A 13,957-nucleotide genomic window follows, 5' to 3' on the forward strand; every position below is an offset into this window, starting at 1 on the left:
GCCCGCGGTTTACGGGCAGCAACCCGCGGGTGGAAGTGGCGGCCCGCGGATGGGGGCGGCGGGTGTCGGCGGCTGTGGCAGCTGGGCCCGTGCCCCGTGCTTTTAAGGGGCGCGGGGAACTGCGCGATCAGCCACGTACTGCCCGCAGCCGCGACGCAGCAGATCCCCCGAGCTATTGGGCGTGCCGTTACAGCGTTACAGCGCCCTGTGACCGGGGCGAGACGGGCGGGCGGGTGGGTGGGCAAGGCCGGTGGGCGACCTCACGCGGTCGATTCGACTCGCTTCTTCAGACCCGCCAACGCCCGGTCGATAATCACCTTCTCCGCCTTCCGCTTGATCATCCCCAGCATGGGGATCTTGACATCCACGGTCAGCTGATACGTCACCTCGGTCACGGCATCCCCGACCGGCTTCAAGATGTACGACCCGTCCAGCGACCGCAGCATCTGCGACTTGACCAGCGTCCACGACACCTCGTTGGCGCCGGACCAGGTGTACGCGAGGGTCTGGTCGTCCTTGATGGCCCCGGCGTCCATGACGAGCCGTACCTGCTCGGCACGCCCGTCGGCGTCCGACTTCAGTACCTCCGCCTCCTTCACCTCACCCGTCCAGTCCGGATAGCGGGCGAAGTCGGCGATCACTCCCATGACGTCGGCCGCCGCAGCCTCGATCGTGATGCTCGAACTGGTGAATTCCGCCATCGCCGTGGCTCCTCCAGAGACGGTCCGGTGAGGGAGGTCGGGTGCGCACGTATGTGCAGCGTGAAGGCTACCGCGCGCCGAAGGAACCCCCGGCACCCAGCCCGGCGCTCACCACTCCAACACCCACGGCTTCCCGCTCCCCGCGAAGTGCCCCACGTTCACGCACTCGGTCGCCCCGATCCGCATCCGTCGCGCCAACGGCTGATGGACGTGCCCGAAGAGCGAGTACCGGGGCCGGGTCCTGCGGATGGCGTCCAGCAGCGCCCGGCTGCCCCGCTCGAAGCGGCGCGCCACCGTGTCGTACACCAGCTCGGGCACCTCCGGCGGGATATGGGTGCAGAGCACGTCCACCTCCCCCACGGCCTCGATCTTCGCCGCGTACTCCTCGTCGCTGATCTCGTAGGGCGTCCGCATGGGCGTGCGCAGGCCGCCGCCCACGAAGCCGAAGACCCATCCCCCGATCTCCACGCGCTCGCCGTCGAGGACGGTGGTCCCCGGGCCCGCGAACTCGGGCCAGAGCATCGGTATATCGACATTGCCGTAGGTGGCGTACGTAGGGGTCGGGAGGGCCGCGAACAGCTCGGCGTACTGCTTGCGCACGGCCTTCTCGATGACGGCGTGGCGCTCGCCGCCGACGCCCGCCCAGAGCCGCGCCCCGAACTCCCGGGCCTCCTCGAACCGCCGGGCGGTGCGCAGCTCGACGAGTCGGCTCGCGTTCTCCGCGCCGAACAGATCGGGGAAGATCCCGCGCGAGTGATCGGCGTAGTCGAGGAAAAGGACCAGGTCACCGAGGCAGATCAGGGCGTCGGCACCCTCACCGGCTCCGGCCAGGCCGGCGGCGTTGCCGTGCACATCGCTGACCACATGGATACGTGTCCTGGGATTGCCGCCTGATATGGGTGCCATGGCGATCAAGGGTAGGCCGTGGGCGGCGCGGGCGGACAGCGCCGAGCGGACCCGCCGTTACTGGCCAGTCAGTAAGTGGGTGGATTACTGTGCCCGGGGGGAACCCCCATGTGTGACACGGCGAACATCTCGGTCGACCCCCCTCGCGGAGAAGCCATACCGACGGGTAACGTCCGGGCAGTCCAGTCGTGCTCAGGTATTCAACCAACGAATGACCACGCATCACGAAGAACCCGGTGATCCTGAGCGCTGGCCCCAGCCTTGGACCGCACCGTCGCAGCACACACGTCAGTCGTGGCGCCGGCGCCCTATGAGGAGCAGCAGTCTTGCGCGAGTTCAGCCTTCCGGCTTTGTACGAGGTCCCTACGGACGGCAATCTGACCGACATCGTCCGTAGAAACGCCGCGCAGCATCCCGATGTCGCCGTGATCGCCCGCAAGGTGGGCGGCAGCTGGCAGGACGTCAACGCCGTGCGGTTCCTCGACGAGGTGCGGGCCGCCGCGAAGGGCCTGATCGCCGCCGGTGTGCTGCCGGGCGACCGGGTGGGGCTGATGTCCCGTACGCGGTACGAGTGGACGCTGCTGGACTTCGCGATCTGGTCGGCGGGCGCGGTCACCGTGCCGGTGTACGAGACCAGTTCGCCGGAGCAGGTGCAGTGGATTCTCTCCGACTCGGGTGCGACCGCGATGATCGTGGAGCTGGACGGTCACGCGGCGGCCGTGGAGTCGGTGCGGGACCGGCTGCCCGCGCTGAAGCATGTGTGGCAGATCGAGGCCGGTGGTGTCGAGGAGTTGGGGCGGCTCGGCGAGGACGTCACCGACGAGGCCGTCGAGGAGCGCAGTTCACTGGCGAAGGCGGACGACCCGGCGACCATCGTCTACACGTCGGGTACCACCGGCAGGCCCAAGGGGTGCGTCCTCACCCATCGCAGCTTCTTCGCCGAGTGCGGGAACGTCGTGGAGCGTCTGCGGCCGCTCTTCCGCACGGGCGAGTGCAGTGTGCTGCTCTTCCTTCCGCTGGCCCATGTCTTCGGGCGGCTGGTCCAGATCGCGCCGATGATGGCGCCGATCAAGCTGGGCACCGTACCGGACATCAAGAACCTCACCGATGAGCTGGCCACCTTCCGGCCGACGCTGATCCTCGGTGTGCCCCGGGTGTTCGAGAAGGTCTACAACTCGGCCCGCGCCAAGGCGCAGGCCGACGGCAAGGGCAAGATCTTCGACAAGGCCGCCGACACGGCGATCGCGTACAGCAAGGCCCTGGACACCCCGTCGGGCCCGTCCCTGGGGCTGAAGCTCAAGCACTTCGTCTTCGACAAGCTCGTCTACAGCAAGCTGCGGGCTGTCCTGGGCGGCAAGGGCGAGTACGCCATCTCCGGCGGCGCCCCGCTGGGCGAGCGGCTCGGGCACTTCTTCCGGGGCATCGGCTTCACGGTCCTGGAGGGCTACGGTCTGACCGAGACCTGTGCGGCGACCGCGTTCAACCCCTGGGACCGGCAGAAGATCGGTACGGTCGGGCAGCCGCTGCCGGGTTCGGTGATCCGGATCGCGGACGACGGCGAGGTGCTGCTGCACGGCGAGCATCTGTTCAAGGAGTACTGGAACAACCCGGGCGCGACCGAGGAGTCGCTGGCCGACGGCTGGTTCCACACCGGTGACATCGGCACCCTCGACGAGGACGGCTATCTCAGGATCACCGGCCGCAAGAAGGAGATCATCGTCACCGCGGGCGGCAAGAACGTGGCCCCGGCCGTGATCGAGGACCGTATCCGGGCGCACGCGCTGGTCGCGGAGTGCATGGTCGTCGGTGACGGGCGGCCCTTCGTGGGCGCGCTGGTCACCATCGACGAGGAGTTCCTGGGCCGTTGGGCCACCGAGCACGGCAAGCCGGCGGGCTCCACCGCGGCGTCACTGAGCGCGGACGCCGATCTGAACGCGGCCGTGCAGGCAGCGATCGACGACGGCAACGCCGCGGTGTCGAAAGCGGAATCGGTGCGGAAGTTCCGCATTCTGTCCTCCCAGTTCACGGAGGATTCGGGCCACCTCACGCCGTCCCTGAAGCTCAAGCGGAGCGTGGTGGCGAAGGACTTCGCGGACGAGATCGAGGCGATCTACCAGAAGTAACCCGTCTCGATACGGTTATGGCGCGGCTCGATACGGCTATGGCGCGGTGTCCTCCACGAGGACCCGCGCCATCGTGCGTTCGGCGAGCGCGGTGATCGTGACGAAGGGGTTCACGCCGATGGAGCCGGGCACGAGCGAGCCGTCGGTGACGTACAGCTTCGCATAGCCCTTGACCCTCCCGTAGTTGTCGGTGGACCTGCCCAGCACGCAGCCGCCGAGCGGGTGGTACGTGAAGTCGTCGGCGAAGACCTTGTTGGACGTGCCGAAGAGGTCGTACCGGTAGATCGTGGAGTTCGCCGAGTTGATGCGGTCGAAGAGCTTCTTGGCCATGGAGACGGAGACGGCGCTCTGGGCGGCGCTCCAGCCGAGTTTCGCCGAGTCGCTCGCGGCGTCGTAGGTGAAGGACGCGCGCTCGGGGTTCTTGGTGATCGCGAGATAGAGGCTGACCCAGTGCTCCAGGCCCGTCGGCAGCGGGGCGATCTCCGCGAAGACGGGGTTGGAGGTGTTGGCCCAGTCGTCGATGCCCATGACCGGCATGGTCGACTGGTTCGCTCCGACGGTGTCCCAGAGGTGGTTGGCCCGGCCGAGCATGACGTTGCCGTTGGTGCCCCAGCCGGAGCCGACGCTGGCGTCCAGTGCGGGCAGGGTGCCCTTCGCCCGCGCCCGGACGAGGAGTTCGGTGGTGCCGACGCTCCCGGCGCCGAGGAAGAGGTACGTGCAGCCGTACTCCTTGGTCTCGACGACCGCGCCCGTGTCGTCCACGCGGTCGGCGGTGATGACGTACGTCCCGTCGCTCTCCCTCCTGATGCCCTTGGCGCGCTCCATGGTGTGGATGGTGACGTTGCCGGTGCCGAGGGCGGCGGCGAGGTAGGTCTTGTCGAGGCTGCGTTTGCCGTGGTTGTTGCCGTAGATGACCTCGGCGGCGAGCGCGGACTTGGTGGCCGTTCCGGCGGCCTCGCGCTGCATGTAGGCGAAGTCGTAGACGCTGGGTACGAAGGTGGTCTTCAGGCCGGTCTTCTCGGCGTGGGCGCGGGAGATCCGGCTGAAGCGGTACCACTCGGTGGACTCGAACCAGGCGGGGTCGATGGTGTTGACGCCGAGCATGGTGCGGGCGCGCGGGAAGTAGGTGCCGTACATCTCGGCGGTGTCGACGGTCGGGAACTGCTCGGCGAAGTACGACTGAAGGGGGGTGACGGCCATGCTGCCGTTGACGAGGGAGCCGCCGCCGACTCCTCGGCCCAGGAAGACCGACATGCCGGCGTAGCGGACGCGGTCCAGGACTCCGGGGTAGGGGCTGATGTCCTTGTTGACGACGTCCAGCCAGAGGAACGTGGCGAGCGGTGCCTCGGTGCGGGTCTTGAACCACATGGATCTCTGGTCCGGCTCCCTGGTCGAACAGAAGATCTTGCCGTCCGAGCCGGCGGTGTTCCAGAGCCGGCCCATCTCCAGGATCACCGTGCGGATGCCGGCCTGACCGAGGCGGAGGGCGGCCACGGCGGCGCCGTAGCCGGAGCCGATGACGATGGCGGGGGCGGATTCGACCGCCTCGGGCTCGACGGCGTGGGCCGACTGGAGACCGACCCGGGTGAGGCCGAGGGCGGCGGCCGTCTGGAGGGCGGCCATACCGAGTATTCGGCGACGGGAAAGGTGATGGTGCGTCAGTTTTTCAGTCATGGACACAGCATCGGCGGACGCCCGCGTTCCCACCAGAGATACTGGACGCCCCTTTTGACCCATTTTCCCCTACAGCAACAGCTGCAACTTTTCAGCCAGCGTGTCCCACCGCCATCGCTCCTCCACCCACTCGCGCCCCCGCTCCCCCATCCGACGGCGCAGCTCGGCGTCCCCGAGCAGGGTGACGATCCGCTCGGCGGCCTCCCCCGGCTCACCACCGCGCACGACCCAGCCGGTCTCGCCGTCGAGCACGGCGTCGGGGGCACCGCCGGAGTCGCCGGCGACGACCGGGAGCCCGGTCGCGGAGGCCTCCAAGTACACGATCCCGAGCCCCTCCACGTCCAGACCGCCCCTGCGCGTACGGCACGGCATCGCGAAGACGTCACCGGCGCCGTAGTGGGCGGGCAGCTCGGCCCAGGGCACGGACCCGGTGAAGCGCACGGAATCGGCGACCCCGGTCTCGTACGCCAGCCTGCGCAGCTCCTTCTCGTAGGGGCCGCCCCCGACGATCAGCAGCACCGTGTCCGGCTCCTTGGCGAGGATCGCCGGCATCGCCCGGATGAGCGTGTCCTGGCCCTTGCGCCGGACCAGCCGGGAGACACAGACGACCACCGGGCGGTCGGTGAGGCCGAGACGGGCGCGGACCTCGTCGCCGCCGGAGCCGGGGTGGAAGGTCTTCTCGTCGACGCCGGGCGGGAGTTGGACCATACGGGCGGCGGCCTCGGGGGTCAGCGCGGTGGCGATACGGGAGCGGGTGTACTCGCCGAGGTAGGTGATCGTGTCCGTGGTCTCGCCGATCCGGCCCAGCAACTGCCGGGCGGCGGGCAGCTGGGCCCAGCCGGCCTCGTGGCCGTGCGTGGTGGCGACGAGCCGCTTCGCGCCCGCCCTGCGCAGCGCCGGGGCCATCAGACCGAGCGGGGCCGCCGCGCCGAACCACACCGACGTACAGCCGTGCTCCCGCAGCAGACCCACGGCCGTACGCGTGGCGCCCGGGGTCGGCAGCAGCATCGTCGTGCGGTCGCGGACGACGGTGAAGGGCTGCTCGGCGTCGAAGGCCGCGGTCGCCTCGACGCCCTCCCGGCTCCGCTTCCAGGTCGACGCGTACACGACGACCTTCTCGGGGTCCAGGCGCAGCGCCATGTTGTGCAGGAACGCCTGGATACCGCCGGGGCGGGGCGGGAAGTCGTTGGTCACGATCAGGGTCTTGTGCATCGCCGCCGACCCTACCGAACCGGCGGCGGCCCCTGCCGAAACGGTGTCCACGCCTGCCGAACCGGCGTCCACGCGACGTCCGCACCCGCTCCTCACACGGTCCGGCGGCCTTTCACGGCCGCTTCACAGCCCGACGGGGGATCATGTCTCCACGGGCGCTGCCCCGGCGCACCCGCACAACGGGACCAGGAACCCACGAACAGGGACACGGATGGCTCAGGTGGACATGACGGGCACTCGACGGCTTCCGTTCGGGCTGCTGACGGTCTGGGGCGCGACCCGGCTGCTCCTGCTGCTGTTCGTCTTCAAGGTGTACGTCTTCCCCGGCCCGGACGTCACCACCGACGTCTCGACCATCTACCACGGCTGGTACGAGGTCCTGCGCGACGGAACGTATCCGCAGAACGACGTCACCTGGCAGTACCCGCCCGCCGCCGCCCTCGCGATCCTCTCCCCCGCACTGCTGCCGTTCCTGGACTACGCGTCGGCCTTCTTCGTCCTCGCCTTCCTCGCCGACCTCGCGGTGCTGGTCCTGCTCCTCCACGCCGGCACCCGCCCCGAAAGGACGTGGCACGGGGCCTGGATGTGGGTGGTGGGCCTGCCGCTGATCGGCCCGACCGTGTACTCCCGCTACGACGTGATGGTCACGGCGGTGGCGGTCGCCGCGCTGCTGGCGGGCAGCCGGCACCCCAAGGCGATGGGCGCCCTCACAGCGCTCGGGGCGCTGCTGAAGGTGTGGCCGCTGCTGCTGCTCCTCGGCGCCCGCAGGCGCACGGCATGGGTCTCGGCCGGGGTGACGGCGGCGGCCCTGGCCCTGGCCCTCTCCCTCTGGATGCCCGGCGCGTTCGCCTTCCTGACCTTCCAGCGGGACCGGGGCACCGAGGTGGAGTCGCTGGGCGCCCTCGTCTTCCATGTCGCCCGGCAGTTCGACTGGGACGGCCAGGTGCTGCTCAACTACGGCTCGGTCGAGTTCCTCGGCGACTATGTGAGCGTCGTCAGCAACGCGGCCCTGGCGCTCAGCGGGGTTGCCTTCGGCTGGCTGCTGCTGTGGCGGGTGCGGGCCCGGCGGTTCGCGCCGCACACCCTGGCGGACGCCGCGTTCGTGGCGGTGCTGATGTTCACGACCACGAGCCGGGTGATCAGCCCGCAGTACATGGTGTGGCTGGTGGGCCTCGCGGCGGTCTGCCTGTGCTTCCGCGCGAGCCGCATGGGGCTGCCCGCCTGTCTGGTCCTGGTCGCGTCCTTCGTCACGGTCCTGGAGTTCCCGATCTGGTTCTCCGACGTGGTCATGAGCACCTGGCAGGGCGTCACCCTCCTCTTCCTCCGCAACGGCCTGCTGATCATGGCCTCGCTTCTGGCCGCCCTGGAACTCTGGCAGGAGACGGTCCCCCGCCCGGCCCCGGCACCGCTCCCCGATCAGGAGACCCGCGCCAAGGAACCACTGGGCTCCTGAGCCCGCCGACACAGCCGAGTCGCCCACGCGGCGGGCCAGGCGGAACGGGCGTGGCTCAGGGAGGCCGTCGCCGAGCTGGACCCGGATCAGGCCAGCTGATCGCGCATGTACTCCCGCCACCGGTCGGTGAACTGCTCGGGAGTCGTGTCGAGGACGTCGCGCAACGCGCCCTCCACCGATCCGGACCGCTCCCCGTGCGCGCCCACCGCCCGGTAGAACTCGTTCAGGCGGACCTCGCCCCAGCGGTCGGCGATCATCCGACAGGCCAGCCAACCGCTCTCGTACGCCCGTGCGAGGCGGCCGGCGTCGCCGGAGAAGGCGAAGTCGGCGTCCTCCGGGAGCCGGTCGGGGGTCCGGCCCTCGGCGACGGCCCGTCGCAGTTCCGGGGCGACCTCGTCGGCCGTACGGCCCGTCGTGCGGTAGCCGACCCAGTCGGCGTAGCCCTCGGAGAGCCAGAGCGGGGTGGCGGCGTTGGTGTCGGCGCGGGTGGCCACATGGGTCGTCTCATGGGTGAGGACGACCTGCTTGCCGAAGTCGCCGAGGACGCCGTACGCCTCGGGGTTGATGATGATCCGGTCCGCGGGCGCCCCGGTCTCCGGCTCGGCGGAGCCCTGTCGCGCCTCGCTCACCTCGCCCGTCGTGACCGCGGCGATCCCCTGGTACGCGGAGGCCGACGCGCCCAGCAGCCCGGCCATCTCGTCCAGCGACTCGGGGACGAGGACGACGACCCGTCGCGGCCAGTCCTCGCCCCACGCCTCGGTCACGGCGGGCACGGCCCGGTCCGCCAGCCCGGCGTACTGCCGCAGGTCCCGCGTCGAGCGCCCCACGCCGAGGACGAGACTCCGCTCACCGCGCACGGCCCGTATCGTGCCCTGCTCCCACAGCTGCTCGGTGCCGTCCCGCGCGGGCTCGTCCGAGGCGACCTGCCACGCCCCGTCCTCGTCGCGGACCAGGGAGAGCGTGCGGGCGGCGGTGACGGGCGCCCGGTCGTAGCCGCGAATCCGGTAGCTGAGGGCCGCCTCGGCGGTGGCCCGGTCGCCGGAGCGCCTGAGGTCGGTGAGGCCGTACGACCAGGAGGCGAGGGGGAGGCCGCGGAGGTTGGTGAACTCGGCCTCTCCGGTGGCCAGTTGCCCGGTCGTCGCCGATCCCTCGGGCGCCTCCGTCGACCGGTACGCCGACTCGTCCCGCTCCAGGACCGCTTCGGCCCTCGTGTCGAGCATCCGCTGGACATCGGCGCGGGCGGAGTCCAGCGCCGGGTCACCGCAGCCGACGAGGAGGCCGCCGAGCAGGGCGAGCGCGAGACAGGCTCCTGCGGCTCCCGGGAACGCTCCGCTTCGACCAGCCACGTTCCCGATCGTACGGCGGCCGGTGTCCGCCGGTCAGAGGCAGGGCGCCCGGCGCTCACGGCGGCCCGGCGGCAGCGGTCGCACCGCCGCACTCACCCTCAGGGACGCGTCACCGAGGCGATCGGCATCATGGCGACCGGGTCGTAGCGGACGGGGGCGCCCGGGTAGGGGGCGTGAATGACCTGGCCGTTGCCCACGTACATACCGACATGGCTGGCGTCGGAGCGGTAGGTGACCAGGTCGCCGGGTTGTGCCTGGGACAGCGGCACCTGGGCGCCGGCGTAGCGCTGGGCCTGCGAGGTACGCGGGAGGGCGACTCCGGCCTGCGCGTACGACCAGACCATGAGGCCCGAGCAGTCGAAGCCGTTGGGGCCGGTGGCGCCCCAGATGTACGGCTTGCCGAGCGCCGACTGGACGGCGGCCACGGCGGCGGCCGCGCGGCCGTTGGGCGCCGCCGCCGCGTCGGCGGGTTCGGGCATGTCGGTGCGGCCCTCGCCGCCGGAGCGGGAGACTCGGTCGTACTCGGCGCGTTCGTCGTCCGGCAGGGAGTTGAGGATCTGCCGGGCTCTGGCGAGCTTCGCCTCGACGGTCCGCTTGTGCCGGGCGACGGCCTTGCGGCTCTTCTCCAGCTCGGTGAGCTTGCCGGAGGCCTCGGCGCGCTTCTGGGCGATGTCGCGCAGGGCCTGCTGGAGGTCGTGGAGTTCGCCCGCCTGGTGGGTGCTGATGCGGTCCAGGGTGGAGGCCTTGGCGAGGTAGTCGTCGGGGTCCTCGGAGAAGAGCAGGGCGAGCGAGGGGTCGATGGCACCGGCGCGGTACTGGGCTCCGGCGAGCGAACCCAGCGCCTCCCGCATGGCGTTGACGCGGTCCTGCTGCCGGGCGATCTCGTCCTGTGCGTCGCCGACCTGGTCGCGGAGTTCGTCGGCGCGCTCGTCGGCCTTGTTGAACGCCTCGGTGGCTTTCTCGGCCTCCTCGTAGAGCCGGTCGACCTCGGCCCGGGCGGTGTTGTCGTTCGGGGCTGCGACCGCCTGCTGGACGGGGATGGCGCCGAGGGCGGCGGCAGCGGCGGACAGTACGCCCAGGGCGGCGGCTGCGCCCCGGTCGAACCCGGACGGTACAAGGCGACTGTGGGACACCACGGGAAGCCGCACTCCCTTCGACGGCGGACGGGACCCTCGGCCCGCGTCGGTGGGCGTCCTCGGGGGGCGCCCTCACGGCGGGTGAGGGAAGCGCGGCCGACAGTAGCCGCGCGACCCTGTCACAGCCAAAGACCCACGCGGACACGGAGCGTGACGCCCCGGCCGGGACCCAGGTCATCGGCGGGGCGTGGGGTCAGCGCGAGGTGGGGGAATTCGCTCGTTCGGGCGGCTCTGTGTCCTGATCTTGAAGCAGAACGGCTCCGATTGTCACACCGAGTGACAATCGGAGCCGCGAAGTGCCAGGCGGAGCCTGTGCGAAGACCTCAGGCGGAGCCTGTGCGGAAGTCCGGGGCGGAGCCTCTCGCGAACGTCGGACAGCGGACGCCGGAGCGTCAGCCGCCGATACGGACGCCGAACTGGAAGCTGCCGATGGTGTCCATCGACTCGTAGCGGACGACCTTGCCCGGGTACGGGGCGTGCAGGACCGTGTTGTTGCCGGCGTAGAGGCCGACATGGCCGAGGTCGTTGAAGAACACCAGGTCGCCGACGGCGAGTTGGTCGCGGGTGAGGCGGGTGCCGTCGTTCGCCTGGGTGTAGGTGGTCCGGGAGATGGAGACACCGGCCTGGGCGTAGGCCCACTGGGTCAGCCCGGAGCAGTCGTAGGAGTTGGGGCCGCTGCCGCCGGAGACATACGGCTTGCCGACCTGGGTGTCGGCGGCGGCGAGGGCGGCGGCGCCGCGCCCGGAGGCGGGGACGTCGCTGGAGTCGGTGAGCTTGGCGCGTTCCCCGGCGTCACGGCTGGCGCGCTGGTCCTCCTCGTCGAGGGCGGCCTTCTCCGCGGCGGTGAGGGTGTTGAGGAGCTTCTGCGCCTCGGCGAGCTTGTTCTGGACTTCTTCCTTCTTCTTGCCGAGGGTCTCGCGGGCGTCGGCGAGGTCCTCCAGCTTCTCGGAGGCCTCCTGGCGCTGCTGGGCGAGCGAGCGCTGCTTCTCCTGGATCTTCTTGAGCAGATCGACCTGCTGGCTGCTCAACTGGTCCAGGGTGGACGCCTTGTCGAGATAGTCGTCCGGGTCGGCGGAGAGGAAGAGCTGGATGGAGGAGTCGATGCCCCCGCTGCGGTACTGGGCGCTGGCCGCCTGGCCTATGCCCTCACGCAGTTCGTTCAGCTCCTCCTGGCCACGGGCGACGTTGTCCTGGATCGTGGAGATCTCCTTCTGGAGCTTCTCCTGCTTCTCCTTGGCCCCGTTGTACTTGTCGGTGGCCCGTCCCGCCTCTTCGTACAGGTCGTGGACCTTGGTCTTGACCTGTTCCTTGGTGGGCTTGTCGTCGGGCGCGGCGTTGGCGGCCTGCGAGGACAGGGCCACGGCGGCGGCTGCGGCGCTGGTGAGCACGGTCACACGCGCGCGGCTCGGCTGCTTCGGTCGACGGTGGGACGCCACGGTAGGTGAACTCCTTCTCGTGAGCGATCGCCCGGCGGGGACTTCCGGTGAACGACCACCCGTGCAGAGGTTTGAGCCCAGACCCTAGTGACCCAGTGGTGATCACTTCAAATCCCCCACCAGAAAAATCCCGTCCCTGGGCGCACTATTTACACTCAACACACATCTAGTAATGCTCGATTGACGCTACGTTGCGCAACAGTTCGGTCCAATTCGGTCATAGCCGCCTTATGTTGCTGATGGGGCAGGGTGAGACCGAAGGGGCGGACGGGACGACCTGGCCGGGTCAGGTGAGCCGCTTGAGGAGGACCGCCGAAGCCACCGGCCGCGCACCAGCCTTGGCGATGCCGTCGGCCACCTCACGGTCGGTGGAGGCCACGATGACCGGACGTCCGGGCGGCTCGGCACGCACCAGTTGACGGATCAGCTCATCGGCGGTGACGCCGGGCTTCGAGAACAGCACCCGGACCCCGCGCGGCGGCGCCAGCAGGACGGGAGCGGCCAGTTCGGCCCCGTCGAAGACACAGGTCACCTCGGCACCGGTCTGCGCGGCGAGCTGGGAGAGCTGCCCGAGGAGCCTGAGCCGCTGCTTCTCCAACGGCATCTGCGGATAGCCGGTCTTGGTGACGTTGTAGCCGTCGACGACGAGATGCGCCTGCGGCAGCGCCAGCAACTGGTCCAGGATCGCCGGGTCGTTCTCGGACAGCGCCCGCGCGGCGATGTCCTTCGGCGTCATCCGCCCCGGCTCCACCGCGTCCACGGTCTCCGCCGGCCGCACGGACACCGGGGGCAGCGCCAGCTCCCGCCGAAGCCCCTGCGCCGCGTCCAGCACGGTGTCCAAGAGCAGTCGTACGCGCATGTCCTCGACGCTGCGCCCCTCGCGGGCCGCCCGCCGGGTGGCCTCCAGGGCGGCCTCGGCCTCACCGAGGCGGGCCTTGAGCCGCCGGGTCTCGCTCTCGGCGGCGGACACCTGGGCGTGCCCCTCGGCGCGTACGGCCTCCATCTCGGCCTGCAGCTTGCGCAGGGCGGCCTCGCCGCGCTTGACGTCGCTCATGGCCGAGCGGAGCTTGCGGTGCAGTGAGTCGGCCTCCTTCTTGGCCGATTCCAGCTCGGCGCGCAGCCGTTCCGTCTCCGCCTTCGTGTGCCCGCGCGCCTGAGCGAGCTGCTCGCGCAACCGCTCCAGCTCGGCCCGGCTCTCCTCGTCGGCCCGCTCGGCGTCCGCCCGCAGGGCCTCCTCGCCGGCGGCGGCGACCAGTTTCACCCAGCCCGTGGGCCGCAGGACGTACGCCGCCGCCGCCACGTCCAGCGGATCGGCGGCCGGGGGCGGCGACCCCGTGTCGAGGGCGCCCGCCAACTCCGGGTGCGCCTCCCTGAACCGCTCACCGATCCGCTGCCGGAACAGCGTGTCGGCCTCGACGGCGGCCGCCATCGCGTTGCCCGCGAACTTCACCCGGCGGTTCGGGGCGAACCGGGCGTACTGCCTGAGCTGAGCGGGCAGTTCGGCGACGGTCAGACCACCGAAGCCGTCCGAGACGATCTGCACGACCCGCTTGCGCACACCTTCGGGCAACGGACGGTCGAGCACCTCAGCGGCGCCGTCGCCCGGCCCCCCGCCTGCGGTCTCCACCATCCGTCAACACCCCTACGTCCGTTCGGTGCCGCTCCCTGTCAGGAGTCGGCGCCCGGCCTGTCCACGAGTTCCACCTGATCCACGGCGTTGCACCAGCGGCAGCGGACCGATTCGATCGTCTCACTGACGACCTCGCGCTCCTCGACCTTCGGTTCTCCGGCGAGGTCGAGGTGAACGTACTCGACGACCTTCGAGGAACGGGTCACGTCGAAACGCGTGAGGTTGCCGCACAGCGTGCAGCGCCAGCGGGTCGTGGCGGTCGGCAGGGGAACCGTCATCGTGGCTGCTCTTTCCTTCTTCCAGTCTCCGTGACGCGCCGACTTCCCGGTGCGTGTGGCTC

11 protein-coding genes are annotated in these 13,957 nt (G+C 70.4%); 2 read left to right on the forward strand and 9 right to left on the reverse strand.

What is annotated here, in order from left to right; translation table 11 throughout:
- Nucleotides 1–260: 260 nt before the first annotated feature.
- Both ACWD4G_RS17865 and ACWD4G_RS17870 read right to left on the reverse strand, forming a co-directional pair.
- A complete protein-coding gene (locus ACWD4G_RS17865; protein WP_451294335.1) occupies nucleotides 261–701 on the reverse strand; it encodes an SRPBCC family protein in 441 nt (146 codons plus the stop codon).
- Between the two features lie 108 nt (nucleotides 702–809).
- On the reverse strand, nucleotides 810–1,607 hold the full coding sequence (locus ACWD4G_RS17870; protein ID WP_451294337.1) for a metallophosphoesterase family protein: 798 nt from the start codon (nucleotides 1,605–1,607) through the stop codon (nucleotides 810–812).
- A 326-nt stretch (nucleotides 1,608–1,933) separates the two neighbouring features.
- On the opposite strand from ACWD4G_RS17870, the gene ACWD4G_RS17875 reads away from it, so the two are divergent.
- Nucleotides 1,934–3,730, forward strand: a complete 1,797-nt coding sequence (locus ACWD4G_RS17875) for an AMP-dependent synthetase/ligase (RefSeq protein ID WP_451294339.1) — start codon at nucleotides 1,934–1,936, stop codon at nucleotides 3,728–3,730.
- 36 nt (nucleotides 3,731–3,766) lie between these two features.
- Here the strand turns inward: ACWD4G_RS17875 and ACWD4G_RS17880 are convergent, their stop codons facing one another.
- Together ACWD4G_RS17880 and ACWD4G_RS17885 are read right to left on the reverse strand one after the other, a co-directional pair.
- Nucleotides 3,767–5,404, reverse strand: a complete 1,638-nt coding sequence (locus tag ACWD4G_RS17880; protein WP_451294341.1) for a GMC oxidoreductase — start codon at nucleotides 5,402–5,404, stop codon at nucleotides 3,767–3,769.
- Between the two features lie 69 nt (nucleotides 5,405–5,473).
- Nucleotides 5,474–6,616 (reverse strand): glycosyltransferase family 4 protein, encoded by a 1,143-nt coding sequence (locus ACWD4G_RS17885; protein ID WP_451294343.1) that lies wholly within the window; start codon nucleotides 6,614–6,616, stop codon nucleotides 5,474–5,476.
- Nucleotides 6,617–6,836: 220 nt separating this feature from the next.
- Here ACWD4G_RS17885 and ACWD4G_RS17890 point away from each other — a divergent pair, with 220 nt between their 5' ends.
- A complete protein-coding gene (locus ACWD4G_RS17890; protein ID WP_451294424.1) occupies nucleotides 6,837–8,069 on the forward strand; it encodes a glycosyltransferase 87 family protein in 1,233 nt (410 codons plus the stop codon).
- An 86-nt stretch (nucleotides 8,070–8,155) separates the two neighbouring features.
- On the opposite strand, the gene ACWD4G_RS17895 is transcribed toward ACWD4G_RS17890, so the two are convergent.
- The 5 genes from ACWD4G_RS17895 to ACWD4G_RS17915 form a co-directional block, all read right to left on the reverse strand.
- The gene (locus ACWD4G_RS17895) at nucleotides 8,156–9,415 is read right to left on the reverse strand and encodes a hypothetical protein (protein ID WP_451294345.1); all 1,260 of its coding nucleotides are present in this window, start codon (nucleotides 9,413–9,415) and stop codon (nucleotides 8,156–8,158) included.
- 98 nt (nucleotides 9,416–9,513) lie between these two features.
- A complete protein-coding gene (locus tag ACWD4G_RS17900; RefSeq protein WP_451294347.1) occupies nucleotides 9,514–10,551 on the reverse strand; it encodes an NlpC/P60 family protein in 1,038 nt (345 codons plus the stop codon).
- 392 nt (nucleotides 10,552–10,943) lie between these two features.
- Nucleotides 10,944–11,987, reverse strand: coding sequence for an NlpC/P60 family protein (locus tag ACWD4G_RS17905; RefSeq protein ID WP_451294349.1), 1,044 nt, complete (start codon nucleotides 11,985–11,987; stop codon nucleotides 10,944–10,946).
- A gap of 286 nt (nucleotides 11,988–12,273) precedes the next feature.
- On the reverse strand, nucleotides 12,274–13,617 hold the full coding sequence (locus ACWD4G_RS17910; protein WP_451294351.1) for an NYN domain-containing protein: 1,344 nt from the start codon (nucleotides 13,615–13,617) through the stop codon (nucleotides 12,274–12,276).
- Nucleotides 13,618–13,655: 38 nt separating this feature from the next.
- Complete coding sequence (locus ACWD4G_RS17915; RefSeq protein WP_009309707.1) at nucleotides 13,656–13,895, reverse strand: hypothetical protein; 240 nt, start codon at nucleotides 13,893–13,895, stop codon at nucleotides 13,656–13,658.
- Nucleotides 13,896–13,957: the final 62 nt, after the last annotated feature.

Source organism: Streptomyces sp. NPDC002643, from assembly GCF_053592555.1.

Coding starts and splice junctions, on each gene's coding strand:
- ACWD4G_RS17865 (WP_451294335.1), bottom strand. CDS start 701: ATGGCGGAATTCACCAGTTCGAGCATCACGATCGAGGCTGCGGCGGCC.
- ACWD4G_RS17880 (WP_451294341.1), bottom strand. CDS start 5,404: ATGACTGAAAAACTGACGCACCATCACCTTTCCCGTCGCCGAATACTC.
- ACWD4G_RS17870 (WP_451294337.1), bottom strand. CDS start 1,607: ATGGCACCCATATCAGGCGGCAATCCCAGGACACGTATCCATGTGGTC.
- ACWD4G_RS17915 (WP_009309707.1), bottom strand. CDS start 13,895: ATGACGGTTCCCCTGCCGACCGCCACGACCCGCTGGCGCTGCACGCTG.
- ACWD4G_RS17910 (WP_451294351.1), bottom strand. CDS start 13,617: ATGGTGGAGACCGCAGGCGGGGGGCCGGGCGACGGCGCCGCTGAGGTG.
- ACWD4G_RS17885 (WP_451294343.1), bottom strand. CDS start 6,616: ATGCACAAGACCCTGATCGTGACCAACGACTTCCCGCCCCGCCCCGGC.